The organism is Shimia sp. (assembly GCF_965227725.1).
Lineage (GTDB): Bacteria > Pseudomonadota > Alphaproteobacteria > Rhodobacterales > Rhodobacteraceae > Shimia.
The window spans coordinates 1,018,917-1,038,330 of record NZ_CBDDGH010000001.1; the positions used below are offsets into that span (position 1 = coordinate 1,018,917).

Below are 19,414 nucleotides of genomic sequence, written 5' to 3' on the forward strand. Positions count from 1 at the left end.
AAATCGTTGCAAACTAGGGGGATGCAACGCACCCAGCAAGAATCGCGCCGCCGGATTTCAGTGGGCCACAACCAGAGCAGCACAGGCTCTGCGCAAACTTACGAAAAATTTTTGACGAATTTGGCAGACCGCCCAAATTTCAACAGTTTTTTTACCTCTGTTAAATAGTCGTCAAGACGTTCCATCTGTCGGCTTATCTAAGTCATTGGGGTTTATCGCAATGCTGCGTCTTATCAGGTTGTTCGTCACATTGGCTGTCGCCGGTGTTCACTGCGCCCCGCATATGTCGGTGGCGGAGACGTTGACCATTGGCACGATGAACCAGGGCATCCGCGCGCAGATGAAGATATATGAGCCTTTCGCGGCTTATGTTGAGGAAGAAATGCGCGGCACCGCGGTGACCAATGTTCGGCTGATGGTGGTGTCCAGCGCCGATCAAATGGCGGATGCGATCAAACGCAACGAGGTCGACATCTTCATCGACAGCCCGCTTGTGGCCGGCAAAGTGGCCAAGATGTCCGGCGCACAGCCATTTCTGCGCCGCCATCAGGAAACCGCAGGCCCCTATTTTTCGGTGATCATCGCCCATGTGAACAGCGGGATCACCACGCTGGACGATCTCGAAGGCAAGACCATTGCCTTCAGCGAACCGGAATCCTCGGCCGGCTTTCTGCTGCCCGCCCACATCATTGTGCAACACGGCCTGCGTCTGCGTGAGAAGCTGAACCAGACGCAGGTTGCCGAAGAGGGTGAAGTGAACTTTGTGTTCTCCTCACACGATAAAAACACCATTTTTCTGATCGCCAGCCAGCGTGTGGACGCGGCGGCCACCAATCTGGATGCGTTTCAGGCCTTGCGCGCAGCCCGGCCGGGTGAGTATCGCGTCATCGCCAGTTCCGCAAAGTTTCCGCGTCAGGTGTTGTTGCATCGGGAGAGTTTGAACCCCGACACGCTCTCAGACGTACGCTCTGTGTTGCTGGGTATGCAAGAGTCAGAAGAAGGTCGCAACGTGCTTAAAAAACTGCAGAACACCAGCGCGTTTGATGATTTTCCAGATGGTCGCAATCGGCTGTTTGAAAGGATCAACAAAATACTGAGCGACCTCGAAAAGGCGGGGATACAGTAGCGTGTCCGCAGAGAAGAAACGACCTTTGAGCTATTTTTCCCAGACATGGCAATCGATGACCTACGGTCTTGGCCGTCGCATGACGCTGTACTTCGGCCTCATGATCGGCGCCTTTGTGACCACGCTGATCTATCTCAACACCCTGACCCAGCTGGAACTGGTGCGCACGCGTTTCTCGGAGCGCTCGGACGCGCTGGGGATCCTGATCCAGGAAGTCACCCTGCCCTACCTCTTTGAGGGGCGTCCGGCGGAGCTCGACATCATCTATCAGGAGCTGATGCGCCAGCCCGACATCCTAAGCCTCAAGTTTGTCGACCCAAACAGCTATCTGCTGGTGAACGGCGAAGAGGATGCCAATGCGCTCTTTCTCAGCCGCGTCGAAGATCCGCTGATCACGCTGGCCACAGAGACCCAAACAACCAATATCATCTCCGAGGACAACCGCATTCAGGTGGCGGTGCCGGTGATCTATGGCAATGTGAACTACGGCACGATCCGCTTTGATCTGGATGGGGAACCGGCCAGCCGGGAAGTGAACCTTGTGCTGCGCCGGAACCTGCTTTTTGGCGTGTTTTTCACCCTCACCGGCGTCTTGCTGAGCATCTGGGTGTCGCGCCGTCTGACCGAGCCGCTGGCGCGTCTGAACAGCGCCACAAAACGCGCCGCCAAAGGCAACCTCAATCAGTCCATTGTCATCCGCACCAATGATGAGGTCGAAAGCCTCGCAAACAGTTTCAACCTGATGCTGGGCAACCTGCGCGCCTGGGTGCAATCGCTGGAGGACACGCAGACCAAGCTTGAGGTGTCGGGCCGCGACCTGAACCTCAAGAACCAAGAGCTGCAAATCGCAGCGGAACAGGCCACAGCCGCCGAAAAGGCCAAATCCCAGTTCCTTGCGCGCATGAGCCACGAGATCCGCACACCGATGAACGGGGTGCTTGGCATGGCGGAGCTGCTGGCGGACACCGATCTGTCAGTGGATCAGCAAAACCTGCTAGAATCGATCCACAGTTCCGGCTCCACCCTGCTGCGGATCATCAACGACATTCTGGATTTCTCCAAGATCGACAGCGATCACATGACCCTGCGCGAAGAGGCCTACCGCCCCAGCGACGTGATCGAAAACACCGCGCAGATGCTCTCCTTTCAGGCCGCGCAGGCGGGCGTTGATCTGATCACACGGGTGGCGCCGGAACTGCCCAAATCCCTTATGGGCGACGACTCGCGCCTGCAGCAGATCATCATCAATCTTGTCGGCAACGCGCTGAAATTCACCGAAGAAGGCTATGTGCTGATCAACGCCACGCTCAAAAAGGATGACGGGCGCGAGGTGATGCAGGTGGATGTCTGCGACACCGGCATCGGCATCCCGAAAGACAAGCTTGAAACCGTGTTTGACCAGTTCACGCAAGTGGATGGCTCCTACAGCCGCCGCCATCAGGGCACCGGTCTGGGCCTTGCCATTGCCAAAGGCTTCACCGAACTCATGGGCGGGCGCATCTGGGTCACTTCTGAACTGGGCAAAGGCACCACGTTCAAATTCACAATTCCGATCAAAAAGCCTGACACGCCGCCGCCGCTGCATTCCGAGGACAGCGTCGATCTGGAAGGCCTCAGGGTTCTGGTTCTGCAATCCGAACCCACAGCGCTGTTTGTGACCAAGGAAACCTTGAGCCAATGGGGGGCTGAGGCGCAGACCTTTGAGACCGCCGCCGCCGCGCTCAGCAGCCTGCGCGCCGCCACGGAGGCCAAGGAACCCTACGAGGTGATCATCACGGAAACCTCCCTGCCCGATATGGAGCAGGCCAAGCTCTTTGCCGAGCTCAAGGCGGCTCAGGGCCGCAAGAAGGCGCGTCTGATCGTGGTCAAACCGATCAGCGAAGCGCTCAAGACCGACAAGGTGAAAACACCGCAGGCCGATGCCGAACTGCTGAAACCTGTGCTGACACCCAAGCTGCTGGCCGCCCTCGTGCCGGATGAAATCGACGCAGAAGAGGCCGCCGCACCCAAGGCCTTCTTTGCCGCCAATGGCGCGCCCAAACCCATCGCGCAGGAGCTTTCGGAGCTGCCTGAGGACAAAACCATCCTGATCGTGGATGACAACAAAACCAACCGCAAACTCATCGAAGTCTTCCTCACACGGCTTGGGATCAGCCATTACTCCGCCAATGACGGGGAACAGGCGATCAACCGGTTCCGCACGCATCGCCCCGATCTGGTGCTGATGGATGTGAGCATGCCGGTGATGAACGGGCTGGACGCGACCCGCGAAATCCGCGCGCTTGAGGCGCTTGGCGGTGCGGCCCGCAGCCAGATTGTCGGGCTGACAGCCCATTCCGCTCCCGAGGATCGGGAGGCCTGTCTGGAAAGCGGGATGGACGCGCATATGGCCAAACCGATCAAACTTCAGCAGCTCAAAAAGATCATTGCTGAACTTTGATATTGATCGCCGCTCGAGACGCGCAAGCTATTGAAATTCCGCTCTTTGCCCTGCAACACTCGGCGAAGTTGCAAGGAGCGGAACATGGCGAAGACAACACAGCATGTTGTGGTGGTGGGCGCGGGCATCAATGGCGCGGCCACGGCGCTTTGGCTGCGGCGCGCAGGCTGTGAAGTGACGCTGATTGACAAGGGCGCGCCGGGCATGGGTGCCTCTTTTGGCAATGCCTGCCTGCTGGCCAGCTGCGCCATCCTGCCCAATGCAACGCCGGGTCTGGCCAAAAAGGCGCCGGGCTATCTGCTCAATCCTGATTTCCCGCTCTTCATGCAATGGGGCCACCTGCCCCGGCTGGTGCCTTGGTTGCTGAAATTCATGGGATATTCCAGCGACACCCATGTGCGCCGCATCACCCAGGCGCTGACAGATCTGATTGGTGACAGCGTCGAGCAACATAAGGCGCTCGCCGCGGGCACCGCGGCGGAGCGCTGGATCAAAGACACCGATTATCTCTTTGCCTACAAAGACCGCGCCGCATTTGACGCCGACAGCTACGTCTGGGACATGCGCGCCGAGATGGGCTTTGTGCCCGACCTCGTTGAAGGGCAGGCGATACGGGAGATGGAGCCCATTCTGGGCGGGGACATCGGCCTGCTCGCGGTCAACAAAGCCCATGGCTATATCCTCAACCCCGCGTCTTACGTGAAAGCGCTGGTGGAGACGTTCACCGGCATGGGTGGCCGCTTTGTGCAGGCGGAGGTGCGGGATTTTGATCTCTCAGGGGGAGACATCTCCGCCGTTCTGACCGATCAGGGCCGCATCGACTGTGACCGCGCGGTGCTTTCGTCCGGGATCTGGTCCAAGGATCTGGCGCACAAACTGGGCCTCACTGTGCCGCTGGAGGTCGAACGCGGCTACCACGTCACCTACCGCAACCCGTCGGTGCAGCCCAACAATCCGATGATGATCGCGGACGCCAAGTTTGTGGCCACGCCCATGGATCAAGGGCTGCGCTGTGCCGGGATTGTCGAGTTTGGCGGCCTGTCAGAGCAGAAATCCAAAGCCCCGCTCAAGCTGCTGCGCCGCAAGGTGGCAGAGGTGTTCCCTGATCTGCGCGCTGACAGCGAAGAGGAGTGGCTCGGCTTCCGCCCGACGCTGCCCGACAGCCTGCCGATGTTGGGAGAAATTGGCACAAGCGGTGTGTTTGCGGCCTTTGGCCATCAGCACATCGGCCTCACAGGTGGTGCAAAAACCGGACGTCTGGTGGCGGATCTGATCACCGGCAAGACGCCCAACATGGACCTCGCGCCCTACCACCCGCAACGTTTCACATGAAACATCGCCCGCAACGTGGCGGGCGATGTTCTAAGTTTTATTAAGGATCAGGCGGATTTGCGTTCCGCTTCCGGTGTGGCCACCTCAGCTTCCACTGCTGAGCCTTCCACCACCTGATCATCCGCCTCCGAGACCTCTTCGGCATCTTCGACAGAGGAGTGTTCGGAGTGATCCTCCAGCGCACCGATGATCAGTGGCAGCATGGCCGCGCTGGCCTGGCTCTGACCTTCGACTTCCGGCGGAGCCACCCAGCTCAGCGTGTCAAAGCTGTGGCAGGTCTCACAGGTTGGCGCCCATTCCGCATGGATGTGGCCACAGTTGTCGCACACCCATTGCGGGCCACGCGGCGCGCTCAGTGCTTTGGCGAGGAAACCTTTCACCACGGCGTCGCTTGAGCCTTCGCCACGTTCCACGGCCGCCATGATGGTCAGCACCCGCTGCGTGGCCGCACTCTCAACCAGATCGCCCAGCGCACGGCGTGCCGCCGGGAAATCTTCCGCCGCAATATAGAGCTCCGCCATGAGCATTTTGCTCTCGTCGTGCTCCGCCGTGGTCTTGATCAACGCGCCAAAGCGCTTGATGCGCGCCTCAGGCGTTTCATCAGGGGCGATCTCGGCAAAGGCAGCGGCAAGATCCGGATGCGGCTGCGTGTCCCAGGCTTTCTTGAGCAGGCGTGTCGCATAGCGCGCTTTGCCTTTCTCAATATAGCCGCGCGCCGCCAGAACCGCCGCAGGGATCAGATCCGGCGACAGACGGTTGGCCTCAATCGCCTGCTCCTGCGCCTCGATCGAGGTGTCCTCGGCCATCACATCCTTGGCTTCCGACAGCGCCAGAACCGCATCGCGGCGGCGGTGCACATCGCGCGGCAGATTGCCGTGACGCAGCTTGGCGTTCAGCGTGCCACGGGCGCCTTTCCAGTCTTTGCTTTCGGTCTGAAGCCGCAGCAGCGTGTCCTGCACCTCTTCATGTCGCGGCTTCAGCGCAAAGGCGTTTTCCGCCAGCTTCAGCGCCACATCGGTGTCGCCTGCCGCCAGCTTCTGCTTCATCAGGCCGCGCACACCGACAAACCGCGTGCTCTCGTCATTGAGCAGCTTTTTGTAGGTTTCCTCGGCCTTTTTGGCGTCGCCATGCATCTCAGCAGCCTGCGCCACAATGAGGTTGGTCAGCTGCGGCTTCATCAACAGCCGTTCTGCGCGCCGCGCTTTGTCCATCGCGATGCGTCCTTCGCCGGAGGCCAGCGCCATGACGCTGTCAGACAACGCCTGATAGCCCTTTTGCTCGCGATTGCGGTCAAAATAGCGGCTGATCGCGGTTTCATCCCCGTTGAGGAATTTCAGAACCGCCACAAGGAAGCCCAGAAGCTTGATGCCCACCCAGACAGTGGCCACCAGAGCGGCCAGCGCCAGCGCGGTCTGGAACGGGCCGAGGCTGTATTCCACCCCGCCCACGGTCAGCATCACGCCGCCTTCGCTTTCAAGCAGGTAAATCGAGCCAAAGGTCAGCCCGGTGACAATGGCAACAAACGCAATAATTTTGATCAGGGACCAGAGCATGAAATGACCTTCAGTTACTGTTTAGGGTTTGTGCCAGATCTTCGGCAGCTTGCGTGGCGTCAGCCCGGGTTTGCGCCTGCGCAACCCACTCTGCCATCACGGATTTCGGCCCCTCGGCCAATGTGTCGATCTCGCCCAGCGCTGTCGCCAGATCACCCGCCTTCAGGGCCGCTTCGGCCCGGCTGAGGATCGCATCTGTGTCGCTGCCTTCGCGGGCCTCAACAGAGCGTGCACCAAACTGGGTTTTGAAGAAATTGCCAAGGGTGCTGCCTTGGGCATCATCCACCTTATCCGCCCGCGCCTTGGCCAGGGCCGCACGCGCCGCATCCGGATAACTCTCGATCAGCGCTGAGAGCGGGATGATCCCGTCATCGGCAAACTGCTCCAGAACCGGCGCAACCTCCTGCCCGGTGGCAGACCGCAGATCAACCACCGCAGCCCGATACGGCGCGCCGCTCTCAAGCGCGGCAACGATGCGCGTTACAGAAGAGCGCGCCAATGCCGTCTTGGCCGACAAATCCGCGCGGTCTTTCAACTCCGCCGCTTCCGCTTTCTGGGCCGCAACCAGATCTTTGAGGTCTTTCACCTCGCGCTCATAGGCGGCCACCGCCGCCGCGCCCAACCCTTCGGTCAACGGGCGCTTTTCGATATCCATCAGGCGCGCTTCAAAAGTGGCCACCGCCTCAGACAGACTGCCCACATCCGCGCGCAACGTCTCAAGCGCGCTTGCTGCCGCATCCGCTGCGCCTTGCGCCCCGCTTGCCGCAGCAGAGCTTGCGCTCACACCGCCCTGCAGCTCAGCCAGCGTGGCATTCTGTGCTTCAAGCTGCGCGGTGAGCTCGGCAAGCGCCGCCTTGGTGTCGCCGTCAAGACCAAGCTGATCGCCAAAATAGATCGCCCCGCCAAATCCGATGACAGCCGCGATGACACCGCCAAACACCATCGGCACAAAGCCGCCGCGACGGGCGTCCTGTGGCGCGGGTGTTGGCGCTGCTGGCTCAGGCTTTTCAGAGGCGACGCGCTCAAACTCCGGCTCTTGCGCGGATGGCTCGTCTGCACTGTCCGGCGCGTCCTCAGAGAGATCAGTATCCGAAGCGTCTTCAGAGGCGTCCTCTTCCTCTGTTGCGTCAGCGGCCATGTCGTCCGCCTGATCCGCTGCCTCGACGCCGTCCTCAGGATCTTCGTCTGAAATTTGCTCAGCGGTCTCCGCTGTCTCCTCCAGGGTTGTCTCCTCAGTGGCCTCTACATCGGCCGTTTCAGGGGCCTCCGCTGCGATTTCCTCGGAAACCTCCTCAGCCTCCTCCGCGGCGCTCTCCTCCACTATTTCGGCATCTTCGATCGTGTCCGCGGCCTCCACCACCTCCACCTGATCCTTGTTCGGCTTGTCCGACTTGTCCGTGGTCCCCACCGGTCACCCTTTCGAATCCGTTTTTGCAAATGCAGCACCAAGTCTAGGCGAGCGTGGCGACTCGCTCAATGCGTCACCCTGCGTCCAACAGTCTCGTGATCGCATCCGCCATGGCCCCCGCCTCTTTTTTGGCCGCCAAAACAACCTGTTCACATGGCAAATTCCCCAAGGCATCTTGTGTCGCGCCACTGATCGCCACCACGTGCAAAGCGGCCTTGATCGGGCCAAGCCCCTGCAACTGATGCGCAAATTGGTCTGCGGCATTTGGCGAAAAAAGCGGCACTAAGACGGGCTTTTCCTGCATGAGACGCGATTTTGCGGCCTCTGACAGCGCACAAGGGACCTGCCGGTACACCACCGTTTCGCGCGTCTCGATGCCCAGATCGGTCAGCCGAGCGGCCAAATCGCCCCGCGACAAAACCCCGCGAAGATGCAAAAGCGGCCCCTTGGGCGCGTCGGCTGAAATTCGCGCATAAAGCGCATCCGCGTCGCCTTCCGCTGCAATGGCACGCCAGCCCTTGGCCGCTGCCATCTCTGCCGTAGCCTTGCCAACGCACCAGGCGGGTAGATCCTGCCCCGCAATCGCCGCCACCGCATTGCGGGAGGTGAACACAACACCCGTGACATCTGAGAGGTCGACCTCCGCGCCGGTGGGCACAATCTCCACAATCGGGGAAATCTCAATCGACACCGCCACACCGCGCGAACGCAACACCTCCGCAAACCGCTCCGCATCCGCCAAAGGTCGGGTCAGCAAAATCGAAGCGGGTGTTTGCGGCATTCAGGCCACCGGGATTGTTTGAACGATAGGGAGGTGTTACCTGCCACAGAACCCACGCGCAACGGCAAGGACACCCGCCGCCATGACTGAAACGCTCACCATTCTTGGCATTGAGAGCAGCTGTGATGACACCGCTGCCGCGATCTTGCGCCAACCTGCGGGCGCTGAGGCCGATATCCTCGCTTCCGTTGTCCATGGGCAAACCGATCTGCACGCCCCCTACGGCGGCGTGGTGCCGGAGATCGCCGCCCGCGCCCATGCCGAGAAGGTGGACATCTGTATTCAGCAGGCTTTGGACACCTCCGGCGTGACCCTGAAGGATCTGGACGCCATTGCCGTCACCGCGGGGCCCGGGCTGATTGGCGGGGTAATTTCCGGTGTGATGTGCGCCAGAGGGCTGTCGGCCAGCCTTGGCATCCCGCTCATCGGGGTGAACCATCTTGCCGGTCACGCCCTGACCCCGCGCCTCACCGATCAGGTGGCCTTCCCCTATCTGATGCTGCTGGTGTCGGGCGGGCATTGCCAGTTTCTCATTGCCCATGGCCCTGAGAAATTCTCCCGCCTTGGCGGCACCATTGATGACGCCCCCGGCGAAGCCTTTGACAAAACCGCACGTCTTCTGGGCCTGCCGCAGCCGGGCGGGCCTTCGGTACAGGCGGAGGCAGAGAAAGGCGATGCCAAGCGCTTTCGCTTCCCCCGCCCACTGCTGGATCGGCCCGGATGCGACATGTCTTTCTCCGGCCTGAAGACCGCTTTGTTGCGCCAGCGTGATGCCATCATCGCCGAAAAAGGCGGGCTGACCGTGCAGGACCGCGCCGACCTCTGCGCCGGATTTCAGGCCGCTGCGGTGGATGTGCTGGCGGAAAAGACCCGCCGCGCGCTGGAGACATATCTGGCGGAAAACCCCTCTGAGCCGCTTCTGGCTGTGGCCGGTGGCGTGGCGGCAAACACCGCCATTCGGGCCAGATTAGAGACTGTTTGTGCCGATCTTAGCGTGACCTTCACCGCGCCGCCACTGGCGCTTTGCACCGATAACGCAGCGATGATCGCTTACGCCGGGCTGGAACGGTTTCGTGCAGGGGAGCAGGACGACATGTCGCTTGTGGCACGCCCCCGCTGGCCGCTGGATCAATCCGCGCCCGCGCTTCTTGGCTCCGGCAAGAAAGGGGCCAAAGCATGATCTCCGTTTTAGGCGCAGGCGCTTTTGGCACCGCACTTGCCGTGGCCTTTGCCAAAGGTGGCACCGAGGTGACCCTTTGGGCGCGTGATGCCGAGGCCGTCGAGGTGATGCAGAACACTAGGGAAAACCCGCGCCTGCCCGGCGTGACCCTGCCCGACACCCTGAGCGTCACCGCCGATTTTACTGACGCCCTGTCAGATGTCATCCTGCTGGCGGTGCCCATGCAGCGGTTGCGCGGCGTTCTGGAAGCCCATCCAGAGCTCTCCGGCCGCACCCTTGTGGCCTGCTGCAAAGGGGTGGAGCTGGGCACCGAGCTTGGCCCTGTGGCGGTGATCCGCGATGTGCTGCCAGATGCCACGCCTGCGATCCTCACCGGCCCCAGTTTTGCCGCCGATATTGCCCGAGGCCTGCCCACGGCACTGACGCTGGCAACACCGGATGAAGACACCGGAAAAGCGCTGCAACAGAGACTGATATCGCCCAATTTGCGGATCTATCGCACAACTGACACCGTCGGTGCAGAGCTGGGCGGCGCGTTAAAAAACGTGATCGCCATCGCCTGTGGCGTCGCCATGGGCGCGGGGCTGGGTGACAGCGCGCGCGCTGCGCTGATGACCCGTGGCTATGCGGAAATGGTGCGTATGGCGCGTGCGCTGGGTGCCCAAGGCGACACGCTGGCTGGGCTCTCCGGCTTTGGTGACCTCACCCTGACATGTTCATCGGAGCAATCGCGCAACTACAGTTTTGGTCTGTCCCTCGGTCGGGGCGACAGCTTTGATGCGTCGGTGACGGTGGAAGGCGCCGCCACCGCCCGGGCCGCACTTGCACGCGCCAAAACCCTGAACACTGACATGCCCATCACCGCTGCGGTGGTTGCGATCCTCGATGGGGGCTTGCAAATCCGCGACGCCATGGAAATGTTGCTCTCAAGACCACCCAAGGAGGAATAAATATGCTGATCGCCCTCATCGCCAAAGACAAAGCCGGCGCATTGGACATTCGCAAGGCCAACCGTGACGACCACGTGGCCTATCTGAAAAGCTCTGGCGAGACTGTCATGATGGCAGGCCCGTTTCTGGACGAGGCCGGTGACATGTGCGGCTCGCTGATCATCCTGAACGTCGCGGATATGGCCGAAGCCGAAGCCTGGGCTGCTGCGGACCCATACAAGGCCGCTGGCCTGTTTGAGAGCGTGGAGCTGACCGCCTGGAACAAGGTACTGGGCTGATGCGCTATTGGCTGTTCAAATCTGAGCCTTCCACCTGGAGCTGGGATCAGCAAGTCGCCAAAGGCGAGGTTGGCGAAGAATGGGACGGCGTGCGCAACTATCAGGCGCGCAATTTCATGCGGGACATGGCCGTGGGCGACCGCGGCTTTTTCTATCACTCCCAGAAAGAGAAATCCGTGGTCGGGATCATTGAGGTCTGCGCCGCAGCGCACCAAGACAGCACTACAGATGACGCGCGCTGGGAGTGCGTGGACATCAAGGCCATTGCGCCTGTGCCCAAACCGGTGACGCTTGCCATGATCAAGGACGATCCGCGCCTCACCGAAATGGCGCTTGTGAAAAGCTCCCGCCTGTCGGTGCAGCCCGTCACCGCCGAGGAATGGGCCATCGTCTGTGATCTGGGCGGTGTCAAACCTTGAGTTTTCAGGCATACTCTCCCCAGTCCAAATGTGAACGGGGAGGGTTCCATGGGATTTCTAGCCGTATGTGTCGCCGCTGTGGCGTCTTATGTCTTTGGGTCGGTCTGGTACATGGTGCTGGCCAAACCCTGGATGGCCGCCGCTGAGGTCAAGCTGGGCGACAACGGCCGCCCCCTCAACGCCAGCAATCCGGCCCCTTATATCGCCGCCTTTGTCTGCACGCTGATTGTGGCGGGCATGATGCGCCACATCTTTGCGCTCTCCGGCATCACCAGCTCCGGCGCAGGGTTGATCGGCGGGCTGGGTATTGGCCTGTTTCTGGCAACACCCTGGATCATCACCAACTACAGCTTCGCAGGTCGCCCGCGTGTCCTGATGCTGATTGACGGCGGCTACGCCACCATCGGCTGCGGGATTATGGGTGTGGTGCTGACTTTGTTTTGAGATGGGCAGTTAACGGGATAGTCTATGCTTAGAGCTGTAGCTGAACGACTAAAACGTTCGAGCCAAAACCAGAATCGAAGGATTTCCACTAAGGTGCAATCTGTAGTTCATCCTATTTGAGAGAATGGATTATGTCAGCATCTTTGCCAGATGCGCTGCGGGCGCAGCTTCAGAAACTGGTAAAAGAAGGGTTAAGTGGGGTGTTGTCACGTTAATTTCTGTTCGGTTGCTGACGTTTGGATTCTGGCATAAGTCACATCGTTGAATTCATCATCGAACAGCTACAAGCGTCACCGGGTTCTTCCTCAAATCATCGCCCATGCAGTGTGGTTGTACGCCCGTTTCAATCCAAGCCTACACGAAGTTGAAGAGTTGCTGTTGCAGCATAGGATCGATGTGTTTTATGAAACTGTCCGGCGCAGGGTCATCAACCCGGGCGACAAATCGCTCGCAAATTTCGACGGCGACAGGGCCGTCCCGGCGATTTATGGCATTTCGATTAGGTTGTCGTGAGATTTTTTGGCTGCAATTATTGGCTTTGGCGCGCGGTAGATCATCACGGCGTCGTTCTGGACGAAATCATCCAACCTAAACGTAACCAACGAGCCGCCAAACGGCTGTTACACTGCCTGATAAAGCGTCTTGGTTTTACTCCCAAACGGATCATCACGGACAAGCTGCATGCATATGGCGCCGCCAAAACGGGAGATCGTGCCGGGCCTCGATCACTGGTCGTACAAGGGTCTCAAAAATCGCGCTGAAAACAGTCACCTCCCATTCAGAAAGCGAGAACAAACAATGCAAGGTACCGCTCTCCAGCCAGACTACAGCGGTTCGTGGCCATCTATTCAGTAATCCACAATAGCTTTGGTGTCCCCTCCATTGTCCGTCGCTCAGCACTAACGATCAGATATCACCGCCTTGAGACATTTGACGCCCGGGATGCTGCCACAAAGGCCGCTTGAAATCCGAACACCAGAATCGCTATGTAGATTACCGGTTAACGTGACAACACCACCAAGCCCAATAATCAGTCTTTTGCCAAAGAAGCGTTGAAATAGTCCCAAGCCTCATGATCCGTCGTGAACTTGTCAAAGATCGTAATCTCATCGCCCTGCTGATCTTTTGAGGCTATGCTCCAGTTTCCACCCTCTGAGCGTTTAAAAATTTGAAGGTTGGTCGACTGAAGGCCCTCACCGTATACTCCAGACAATGAGGACACTTCGATGGGACGCGCTTCAGTTTGACGAATAGCCAACTTAGCAGCCTCTTTCTGGCTAAATCTTCGGTTTCGGAAAAAGTTCATCGACACGACATAGCTACCGATAAAGAGTGTCCCGAACAGGAACAAAAAGAAGAGGGCTAACAGACCATTCTGCCACGAAATCACACCTGCAATGATTGGCGCAGCAACAAACGGAAACAGCACAAGCGTCCCGAACGGGTTATAAAGCTCTGATTTGAGTTTTTTTCCGAAAAAAATCCTCAATGCGCGTACCACTAGGTGATGAAAATGGAGACGGTCAGGTTGGTCTGTCTCTTTGTCCAATAGCCGCCGTCTCCAAATCGCAAAGGCGGTGTCAGCCACTGGCCAGAAAAGAACCAGCAGTACGGCAAGCCCGGCACCCTCAGGGTTGCGAACCAACAGAATAATACCGAGCCAAGATAGGATGTGCCCGATAGCATAGGCCCCGGCATCGCCAAGAAACAGATAGCCATGCGGCCAATTGAGAACGAAAAATCCAAGCAGCGCCAGGGTCAACACACCCGACACAAATTGGATATCATAATCGCCCGTCATCCCGGCGATAACAAAGAATGCCACGGAAGCCATCATGCTATAGCCGGAGGCGAGGCCGTTCAAACCATCAATGAGGTTGAGGGCGTGACAAGCCCCAGCTGACCACAAAAGGGTGAGTAAAACACCTACAAACGTCAGGGCGACAGCACTGTCTAAAAAAGGCACACCAAGCCTTGGCAACAAAGCACCGGTCAGAAGCATTGCGAGACTTGCCGAAGCGAATGCCGCCAGCAGTCGGACTTTGGGAGACATATCCCGGTGCAAATCTTCACGAAGTCCAACCGCAAAAACAATCGCGGTCGCCGCGAGCGCCCAAATCAAATCACTTTCTATTCTCTGCCAATAGATTGCGGAGGTCACTGCCACCCCGAGTACAACCGCTACGCCACCTATTCTCGGTGTGGGTCGTTTATGTTCTGCCTGACGAGCATTCAGGTCATTGTGCATGTGCTCTTGATTGAGAAAGAGACTCGGCGCCAACGCAAAGAGACAACACAATCCGAAGCTAACACCAAAGGAGACAAGCAGCGGGAAGACGTATCCTGCGTCAATTGGATCAATCATGGGTATTCTCAGTGAAATCTATCTTAAATTGTGTAGCTTTATTATTACGCAACTGTAAAACCATCAAAGCTGTTTCAACCAAGGTCAATTGTTTCAAACGGGCCGTTGCCAATTTGCACATCTTCGCATTTCTAGCCCCGGTTGCAGCTGTCTGAATGCATATGTTTGCCACTCACAGCAGCCCATAACGCAGCTTCCATTCGATTTCAAGGTTACGGTGCTCAAAGTGAAGCTAGGCGGTAAATCATCGGCAATTCAACGCGCATGTACCAGATAGCCCTTTGTTTCGGATATTTGCGTGTCAGCGCCGCTAGATCGCACAAAATTAAAGCAACCAAGGAGCCAACTTTCAGTAAGGACACTTAGAATCCGAAACACCCTCCGCGCACAGAGTTCTGCAGCAACAAGGTCTCGGTTGGGCTGAACGCCGTTGAACGCCCTTCAGGCTCAGCTTCGCAATATAGGCTAATTTGGCATGTGCCGGTTTAAGCATCCGTTTGTCGTGCTCAAAATAAAACATAGGGGGCCTGCTTCCACTCGGTCAGACCCCCTATGCCCCCCGCGTGCTCCCATACCACCACACGCGTCTGTTATCTCTTAGGGTCCGGCCGTCCTAGCCCGACACATTATGCCTAGCGCAGACCCCCGCGCTGTTTCAATTATCAAGTACCGACAATATGAGGGGATCCATCAGGGTTTTGGAAAGACTTAAGGCGCGCGCTTGGCCAGATCGCCAAAACACGCGCCTTTCGTGAGTGGTGTAGTCTTTAGCCGTAGTGGGCTTCTTTGCCAAAATGCTTGGTCAGCATGTAGTAGACAACCGCACGGTATTTGTTGCGCTCGGATTTCCCGTAAGTCTCAAACACCGCGTCAATCGCCTGCATCAGCTCCGGCCCGTCTGAAAGGCCCAACTTCTTGATGAGAAAGTTATTTTTCACGATTTCGATCTCTTCCGGCTGAGAGCTCGCCACCGTTGAGGCATCATCATTGTAGATCGCCGGGCCACATCCAATCGTGACCTTCGTCAGCAGATCCATATCCGGCGTCATGCCGCATTTGTTTTGCAGATCATCTGCATATTTGGCGATCAAATCGTCGCGTTTTCCCATGATACTCCCCTTATATTTTAGTCAATTTTTATGAACGAAAGCGGCCTATCTGCCGCTCTTGCGCGTCAAATTAGCTCTCAGGCTACAAAGCGCAAAGGGAAAACCGCCCGGTCTTTCCCCGCCAAACCGGTGTGCTGGCCATTTGCGGGCCCGCTCTCTAGGTTCAGGCCATAGGACATCTGGCCGCCACTCAAGCCAACAGGAGACACGCCATGCTGCGATGGGGGATCATCGGAACCGGGTTTATTTCGCACGCCATGCTCGGCGCGATCCGCGCCAGTGAGCGCTCTTCTGTGGCCATGATCTGCGGCCGCAACGAGACGGCGCTGGATGCGCTTGCCGCGCAGTATGACATCCCGGCCAGCACCACCGATCAAGCAACCCTGCTCGCCAACGCGGATGTGGATGTGGTCTATATCGCGCTGCCCAACCATCTGCACCGCGCCGCCACCGAAGCCGCCATGGCCGCAGGCAAACCCGTGCTGTGTGAGAAATCCCTGACCACAACCATGGACGACGCCACCGCCCTTGCCGCCTCGGTGCGCAAGGCGGAGACCTTCTTTGTGGAAGGTCTAATGTATCTCGCCCATCCCCTGATGGAGCAGCTTGTGACCGTGTTGCGCGATCCCTCTGTGGGGGAGCTGCGGTCTGTGTCGGGGTTTTATGCCGCCGATATCTGGCAGGTGGTCAATCCGGCGGGAGGTGGCACACTTTACAATCTTGGCTGTTATCCGGCCTCACTGCTGCATCTGGTGGTGCAAACCATGTGCGGACAGGAGGCTTTTGCCGCCCGGCAACTCACGGGCTTTGGCAACCTTGGCAAAGATGCTGCGCTGCAGGATGCAAGTGTCTCTGTGCGGTTTGACAATGGTGTTCTTGCCAATCTGCACAGCACAGATGGACATGGTCTGGCCCATGAATTTGTGATCGTGACCACCAAAGGCACGCTGCGGTTTGCCACCAATCCCTGGCTGCCTGAACCGGGCGAAAGCCGCATGATCTGGCAGCCTTACGACGGCCCTGCGCGTGACATCGTGGTGCGCTCTGAGCAGGATGCCTTCTATCACCAGACCCGCATGGTAGAGCGCGCTCTACGCAGCGGTGCAAAGGCCGCAGACCGGCCCAGTCCACGGCTCTCAGACAGTCTGGAAATCATGCAGTTTCTGACCGAATGGGAGGCGGCCTGCCGCCCCTAGGCCGCGCTCAGGTCTCTGCCAGGATCTTCGCCAGATAGGCGCCATAGGCGCTTTTCTCAAAGAGCTTGGCGCGCTCGGCAAGCTGCTCCACCGAAATCCAGCCGCGATCAAAGGCGATCTCTTCCAGACAGCCGGTCTGCAGCCCTTGCCGGTTTTCCAGCGTGCGCACAAAATTGCTCGCGTCCAGCAGGGAGGCGTGGGTGCCGGTATCAAGCCAGGCATACCCTCGCCCCATGGTCTCCACATGTAGCTTGCCCTCGGTCAGATAGGTCTGCAGCAGATCGGTGATCTCAAGCTCTCCGCGCGGAGAAGGTTTGACACTGCGCGCGCGCTCCGGCGCTTCCTGATCGAGGAAATACAGCCCGGTCACCGCATAGTTGGACGGGGGCACCGCCGGCTTTTCCACGATCTCGCGCGCCTGTCCATCCGCATCAAACGACACCACGCCATAGCGCTCTGGATCCTGCACATGATAGCCAAAAACCGTGCCGCCAACCGCGCGCTGATCGGCTGCTGCCAGCACCTCAGGCAAGCCGTGCCCAAAGAAGATATTGTCGCCAAGCACCAATGTGGAGGGCGCCCCATCCAGAAACTCTTCTGCAAGAATAAACGCCTGCGCCAGCCCGTCCGGTGACGGCTGAACCACATAGGTGAGCGAGATCCCCCACTGGCTGCCATCTCCCAGAAGCCGCTTGAACTGTTCCTGATCCTGCGGCGTCGTGATGATGCAGATCTCGCGAATGCCTGCCAGCATCAGCACCGAAACCGGATAGTAGATCATCGGTTTGTCATAGATCGGCAAAAGCTGTTTTGAGACAGCCATGGTGATCGGATGCAGGCGTGAACCCGTCCCGCCCGCCAGAATGATGCCTTTGCGCTGTGTCATATCTATCTGTCCAATTTCTTCAAAACGTCTGCCAACTCAATGCGCCAATCAGACCGCTCTATGCCAAAGCTGGCAAGCGTCTGACTGTTGTCCAGACGGGAATTTTCGGGCCGCGCGGCCGGGGTTGGATATGCGCTGCTTGGAATGTCTTCAACCGCGCAGCTCAAACCTGCCTGTGCAAAGATCTCTCGGGCAAAATCTGCCCAGCTCACATCCGGTCCGCCCGAAAGGTGATAGGTGCCGCTTTGCTCCGGTTGCGCTGTGAGAGTGCGTGCAACGGTCAGACAGCTCTGCGCGATATGGGCCGCGCTGGTCGGCCCGCCGATCTGATCTGCCACAATGGTGAGGCCCTCGCGCTCCGCCCCAAGCCGCAGCATGGTTTTGACAAAGTTATTGCCGTGCTCGGAAAACACCCAGGAGGTGCGCAGGATCGCATGGGTGCCACCCGCTGCACGCACCGCCTCTTCGCCCGCTAATTTGGAGCGGCCATAGGCTCCCAGCGGTGCAGTCGGATGATCTGGTGCAAAGGGCGCCTCGCCCGCGCCGTCAAACACGTAGTCGGTTGAGATATGCACAAACGGCAGGCCCCGATCGGCACAGGCGGCGGCAATCGCCCCCGGAGTGGTGCCGTTTATTGTGGTCGCAACCGCCTCGTCACTCTCCGCCTGATCCACGGCCGTATAGGCCACCGCGTTGATCACAACATCCGCATCTGTCGCCTCGACCAATGCTGCGCAGGCATCGGGCTGGGTGAAATCCGCTTGGCTGCGATCAAGCGCTTCAATGGTCAGACCAGCCTCGGCTTCTCCGCAGGCGATCAGCGCCCTCGCCACCTGGCCGGTTTTTCCGAACACCAGTGCCTTCATGACGCATCAGCCGCGTCTTTGGCACTGCGGTCCGCATCTTCGCCAATGCGTTCTCCCACGCGATGCCGATTGAGCAGCGGCTGCCACCAGGCCTCATTGTCCAGATACCAGGCCACTGTCTTGCGCAGCCCTTCCTCCACGGTGACCGACGGTCGCCAGCCCAGCTCTTCTCGAATGCGGGTCGGGTCAATCGCATAACGCGCATCATGGCCCGGGCGATCGGTCACAAATGTGATCAGGTCGGCATAGGCCCCGCTCTCCCGCGGCCGCAGCTCATCAAGGATCGCACAGAGCGTCTGCACCAGTTGCAGGTTGGTGCGCTCGTTCTCGCCACCAATGTTGTAGGTCCGCCCAACAACGCCCTGTTTCACCACTGTCAGCAACGCATCGGCGTGGTCTTCCACATAAAGCCAATCCCGCACATTGGACCCGTCGCCGTAAATCGGCAGCGGCTTTCCTGCGAGCGCGTTCAGAATCACAACGGGGATGAGCTTTTCCGGGAAGTGATACGGCCCATAGTTGTTAGAACAATTGGTCAGCAGAACCGGCAGCCCGTAGGTCTCCGCCCAGGCCCGCACCAGATGGTCTGAAGCCGCTTTTGAGGCGGAATAGGGACTGCGCGGATCATAGGCGGTGTCCTCAGTGAACTGCACCTCCGGATCTGCGGGCAGACTGCCATAGACCTCATCCGTTGAGATGTGGTGGAAGCGAAACCCCTCCGGTTTGCCCTTCTCAATCCAGTACTGGCGCGCCGCCTCCAGCATGTTGAATGTGCCAGTGATATTGGTCTCGATAAAATCGCCGGGGCCATCAATGGAGCGATCCACATGGGATTCCGCGGCCAGATGCATCACCACATCCGGCTGATGCGTTGTGAAGACCTGATTGAGCGCCTTGCGGTCACGGATGTCCACCTGCGCGAAGCTGTAGTTCGGGCTGTCCGCAACCGATGCCACGTTCTCCAGACAGGCCGCATAGGTCAGCGCATCCACGTTCACCACACCATGCCCAGCGGCAATCGCCTGACGCACCACAGCAGAGCCAATGAACCCTGCACCACCGGTCACAAGAATCTTCATCG

The 19,414-nt window shown here is 58.8% G+C and carries 17 protein-coding genes and 1 pseudogene; 10 read left to right on the plus strand and 8 right to left on the minus strand.

Annotated features, from left to right (window positions below):
- The first annotated feature begins 220 nt into the window (after positions 1-220).
- The 3 genes from ACO07T_RS04760 to ACO07T_RS04770 all read left to right on the plus strand — a co-directional run bounded on the left by ACO07T_RS04760 (position 221) and on the right by ACO07T_RS04770 (position 4,898).
- Complete coding sequence (locus ACO07T_RS04760; RefSeq protein WP_422048461.1) at positions 221-1,126, plus strand: phosphate/phosphite/phosphonate ABC transporter substrate-binding protein; 906 nt, start codon at positions 221-223, stop codon at positions 1,124-1,126.
- 25 nt (positions 1,127-1,151) lie between these two features.
- Positions 1,152-3,566: a response regulator gene (locus ACO07T_RS04765; protein WP_422048462.1), complete on the plus strand. Its 2,415-nt coding sequence runs from the start codon at positions 1,152-1,154 to the stop codon at positions 3,564-3,566.
- A gap of 84 nt (positions 3,567-3,650) precedes the next feature.
- The gene (locus ACO07T_RS04770) at positions 3,651-4,898 is read left to right on the plus strand and encodes an NAD(P)/FAD-dependent oxidoreductase (RefSeq protein ID WP_422048463.1); all 1,248 of its coding nucleotides are present in this window, start codon (positions 3,651-3,653) and stop codon (positions 4,896-4,898) included.
- 47 nt (positions 4,899-4,945) lie between these two features.
- Here the strand turns inward: ACO07T_RS04770 and ACO07T_RS04775 are convergent, their stop codons facing one another.
- From ACO07T_RS04775 to ACO07T_RS04785, 3 genes are all read right to left on the minus strand, one after another.
- Positions 4,946-6,451: a heme biosynthesis protein HemY gene (locus ACO07T_RS04775; RefSeq protein ID WP_422048464.1), complete on the minus strand. Its 1,506-nt coding sequence runs from the start codon at positions 6,449-6,451 to the stop codon at positions 4,946-4,948.
- A gap of 10 nt (positions 6,452-6,461) precedes the next feature.
- A complete protein-coding gene (locus ACO07T_RS04780; RefSeq protein ID WP_422048465.1) occupies positions 6,462-7,859 on the minus strand; it encodes a COG4223 family protein in 1,398 nt (465 codons plus the stop codon).
- A 73-nt stretch (positions 7,860-7,932) separates the two neighbouring features.
- Entirely contained in the window at positions 7,933-8,640 is a 708-nt protein-coding gene (locus tag ACO07T_RS04785; protein ID WP_422048466.1) for a uroporphyrinogen-III synthase, read from the minus strand.
- Positions 8,641-8,722: 82 nt separating this feature from the next.
- On the opposite strand from ACO07T_RS04785, the gene tsaD reads away from it, so the two are divergent.
- The 6 genes and pseudogenes from tsaD (at position 8,723) to ACO07T_RS04815 (ending at position 12,876) form a co-directional block, all read left to right on the plus strand.
- Entirely contained in the window at positions 8,723-9,820 is a 1,098-nt protein-coding gene (tsaD, locus tag ACO07T_RS04790; RefSeq protein WP_422048467.1) for a tRNA (adenosine(37)-N6)-threonylcarbamoyltransferase complex transferase subunit TsaD, read from the plus strand.
- Positions 9,817-10,770 (plus strand): NAD(P)H-dependent glycerol-3-phosphate dehydrogenase, encoded by a 954-nt coding sequence (locus ACO07T_RS04795; RefSeq protein ID WP_422048468.1) that lies wholly within the window; start codon positions 9,817-9,819, stop codon positions 10,768-10,770. Before tsaD ends, ACO07T_RS04795 begins: the two co-directional genes overlap by 4 nt.
- 2 nt (positions 10,771-10,772) lie before the next feature.
- Positions 10,773-11,048: a YciI family protein gene (locus ACO07T_RS04800; protein WP_209058110.1), complete on the plus strand. Its 276-nt coding sequence runs from the start codon at positions 10,773-10,775 to the stop codon at positions 11,046-11,048.
- Positions 11,048-11,467: an EVE domain-containing protein gene (locus ACO07T_RS04805; protein WP_422048469.1), complete on the plus strand. Its 420-nt coding sequence runs from the start codon at positions 11,048-11,050 to the stop codon at positions 11,465-11,467. Before ACO07T_RS04800 ends, ACO07T_RS04805 begins: the two co-directional genes overlap by 1 nt.
- 48 nt (positions 11,468-11,515) lie before the next feature.
- Complete coding sequence (locus ACO07T_RS04810; RefSeq protein ID WP_422048470.1) at positions 11,516-11,911, plus strand: DUF1761 domain-containing protein; 396 nt, start codon at positions 11,516-11,518, stop codon at positions 11,909-11,911.
- Between the two features lie 261 nt (positions 11,912-12,172).
- A pseudogene (locus ACO07T_RS04815) lies at positions 12,173-12,876 on the plus strand (IS6 family transposase).
- A gap of 65 nt (positions 12,877-12,941) precedes the next feature.
- Here the strand turns inward: ACO07T_RS04815 and ACO07T_RS04820 are convergent.
- Both ACO07T_RS04820 and ACO07T_RS04825 read right to left on the minus strand, forming a co-directional pair.
- Positions 12,942-14,276: a glycosyltransferase family 4 protein gene (locus ACO07T_RS04820; protein WP_422048471.1), complete on the minus strand. Its 1,335-nt coding sequence runs from the start codon at positions 14,274-14,276 to the stop codon at positions 12,942-12,944.
- Positions 14,277-15,043: 767 nt separating this feature from the next.
- Positions 15,044-15,385, minus strand: a complete 342-nt coding sequence (locus tag ACO07T_RS04825; RefSeq protein WP_209058117.1) for a DUF2853 family protein — start codon at positions 15,383-15,385, stop codon at positions 15,044-15,046.
- Between the two features lie 212 nt (positions 15,386-15,597).
- On the opposite strand from ACO07T_RS04825, the gene ACO07T_RS04830 reads away from it, so the two are divergent.
- A complete protein-coding gene (locus ACO07T_RS04830; RefSeq protein WP_422048472.1) occupies positions 15,598-16,581 on the plus strand; it encodes a Gfo/Idh/MocA family protein in 984 nt (327 codons plus the stop codon).
- Between the two features lie 7 nt (positions 16,582-16,588).
- On the opposite strand, the gene rfbA is transcribed toward ACO07T_RS04830, so the two are convergent.
- Genes rfbA through rfbB form a run of 3 tightly spaced genes read right to left on the minus strand, consistent with a single transcriptional unit; the run spans position 16,589 to position 19,412 of the window.
- Positions 16,589-17,467, minus strand: a complete 879-nt coding sequence (rfbA, locus tag ACO07T_RS04835) for a glucose-1-phosphate thymidylyltransferase RfbA (protein WP_422048473.1) — start codon at positions 17,465-17,467, stop codon at positions 16,589-16,591.
- Positions 17,468-17,469: 2 nt separating this feature from the next.
- Positions 17,470-18,333, minus strand: a complete 864-nt coding sequence (rfbD, locus tag ACO07T_RS04840) for a dTDP-4-dehydrorhamnose reductase (protein ID WP_422048474.1) — start codon at positions 18,331-18,333, stop codon at positions 17,470-17,472.
- Complete coding sequence (gene rfbB / locus ACO07T_RS04845) at positions 18,330-19,412, minus strand: dTDP-glucose 4,6-dehydratase (protein ID WP_422048475.1); 1,083 nt, start codon at positions 19,410-19,412, stop codon at positions 18,330-18,332. Before rfbB ends, rfbD begins: the two co-directional genes overlap by 4 nt.
- Positions 19,413-19,414 lie beyond the last annotated feature (2 nt).

Coding starts and splice junctions, on each gene's coding strand:
- ACO07T_RS04775 (WP_422048464.1), bottom strand. CDS start 6,451: ATGCTCTGGTCCCTGATCAAAATTATTGCGTTTGTTGCCATTGTCACC.
- ACO07T_RS04785 (WP_422048466.1), bottom strand. CDS start 8,640: ATGCCGCAAACACCCGCTTCGATTTTGCTGACCCGACCTTTGGCGGAT.
- ACO07T_RS04770 (WP_422048463.1), top strand. CDS start 3,651: ATGGCGAAGACAACACAGCATGTTGTGGTGGTGGGCGCGGGCATCAAT.
- ACO07T_RS04810 (WP_422048470.1), top strand. CDS start 11,516: ATGGGATTTCTAGCCGTATGTGTCGCCGCTGTGGCGTCTTATGTCTTT.
- rfbB (WP_422048475.1), bottom strand. CDS start 19,412: ATGAAGATTCTTGTGACCGGTGGTGCAGGGTTCATTGGCTCTGCTGTG.
- ACO07T_RS04820 (WP_422048471.1), bottom strand. CDS start 14,276: ATGATTGATCCAATTGACGCAGGATACGTCTTCCCGCTGCTTGTCTCC.
- ACO07T_RS04805 (WP_422048469.1), top strand. CDS start 11,048: ATGCGCTATTGGCTGTTCAAATCTGAGCCTTCCACCTGGAGCTGGGAT.
- ACO07T_RS04795 (WP_422048468.1), top strand. CDS start 9,817: ATGATCTCCGTTTTAGGCGCAGGCGCTTTTGGCACCGCACTTGCCGTG.
- rfbA (WP_422048473.1), bottom strand. CDS start 17,467: ATGACACAGCGCAAAGGCATCATTCTGGCGGGCGGGACGGGTTCACGC.
- ACO07T_RS04825 (WP_209058117.1), bottom strand. CDS start 15,385: ATGGGAAAACGCGACGATTTGATCGCCAAATATGCAGATGATCTGCAA.
- rfbD (WP_422048474.1), bottom strand. CDS start 18,333: ATGAAGGCACTGGTGTTCGGAAAAACCGGCCAGGTGGCGAGGGCGCTG.
- tsaD (WP_422048467.1), top strand. CDS start 8,723: ATGACTGAAACGCTCACCATTCTTGGCATTGAGAGCAGCTGTGATGAC.
- ACO07T_RS04760 (WP_422048461.1), top strand. CDS start 221: ATGCTGCGTCTTATCAGGTTGTTCGTCACATTGGCTGTCGCCGGTGTT.
- ACO07T_RS04830 (WP_422048472.1), top strand. CDS start 15,598: ATGCTGCGATGGGGGATCATCGGAACCGGGTTTATTTCGCACGCCATG.
- ACO07T_RS04800 (WP_209058110.1), top strand. CDS start 10,773: ATGCTGATCGCCCTCATCGCCAAAGACAAAGCCGGCGCATTGGACATT.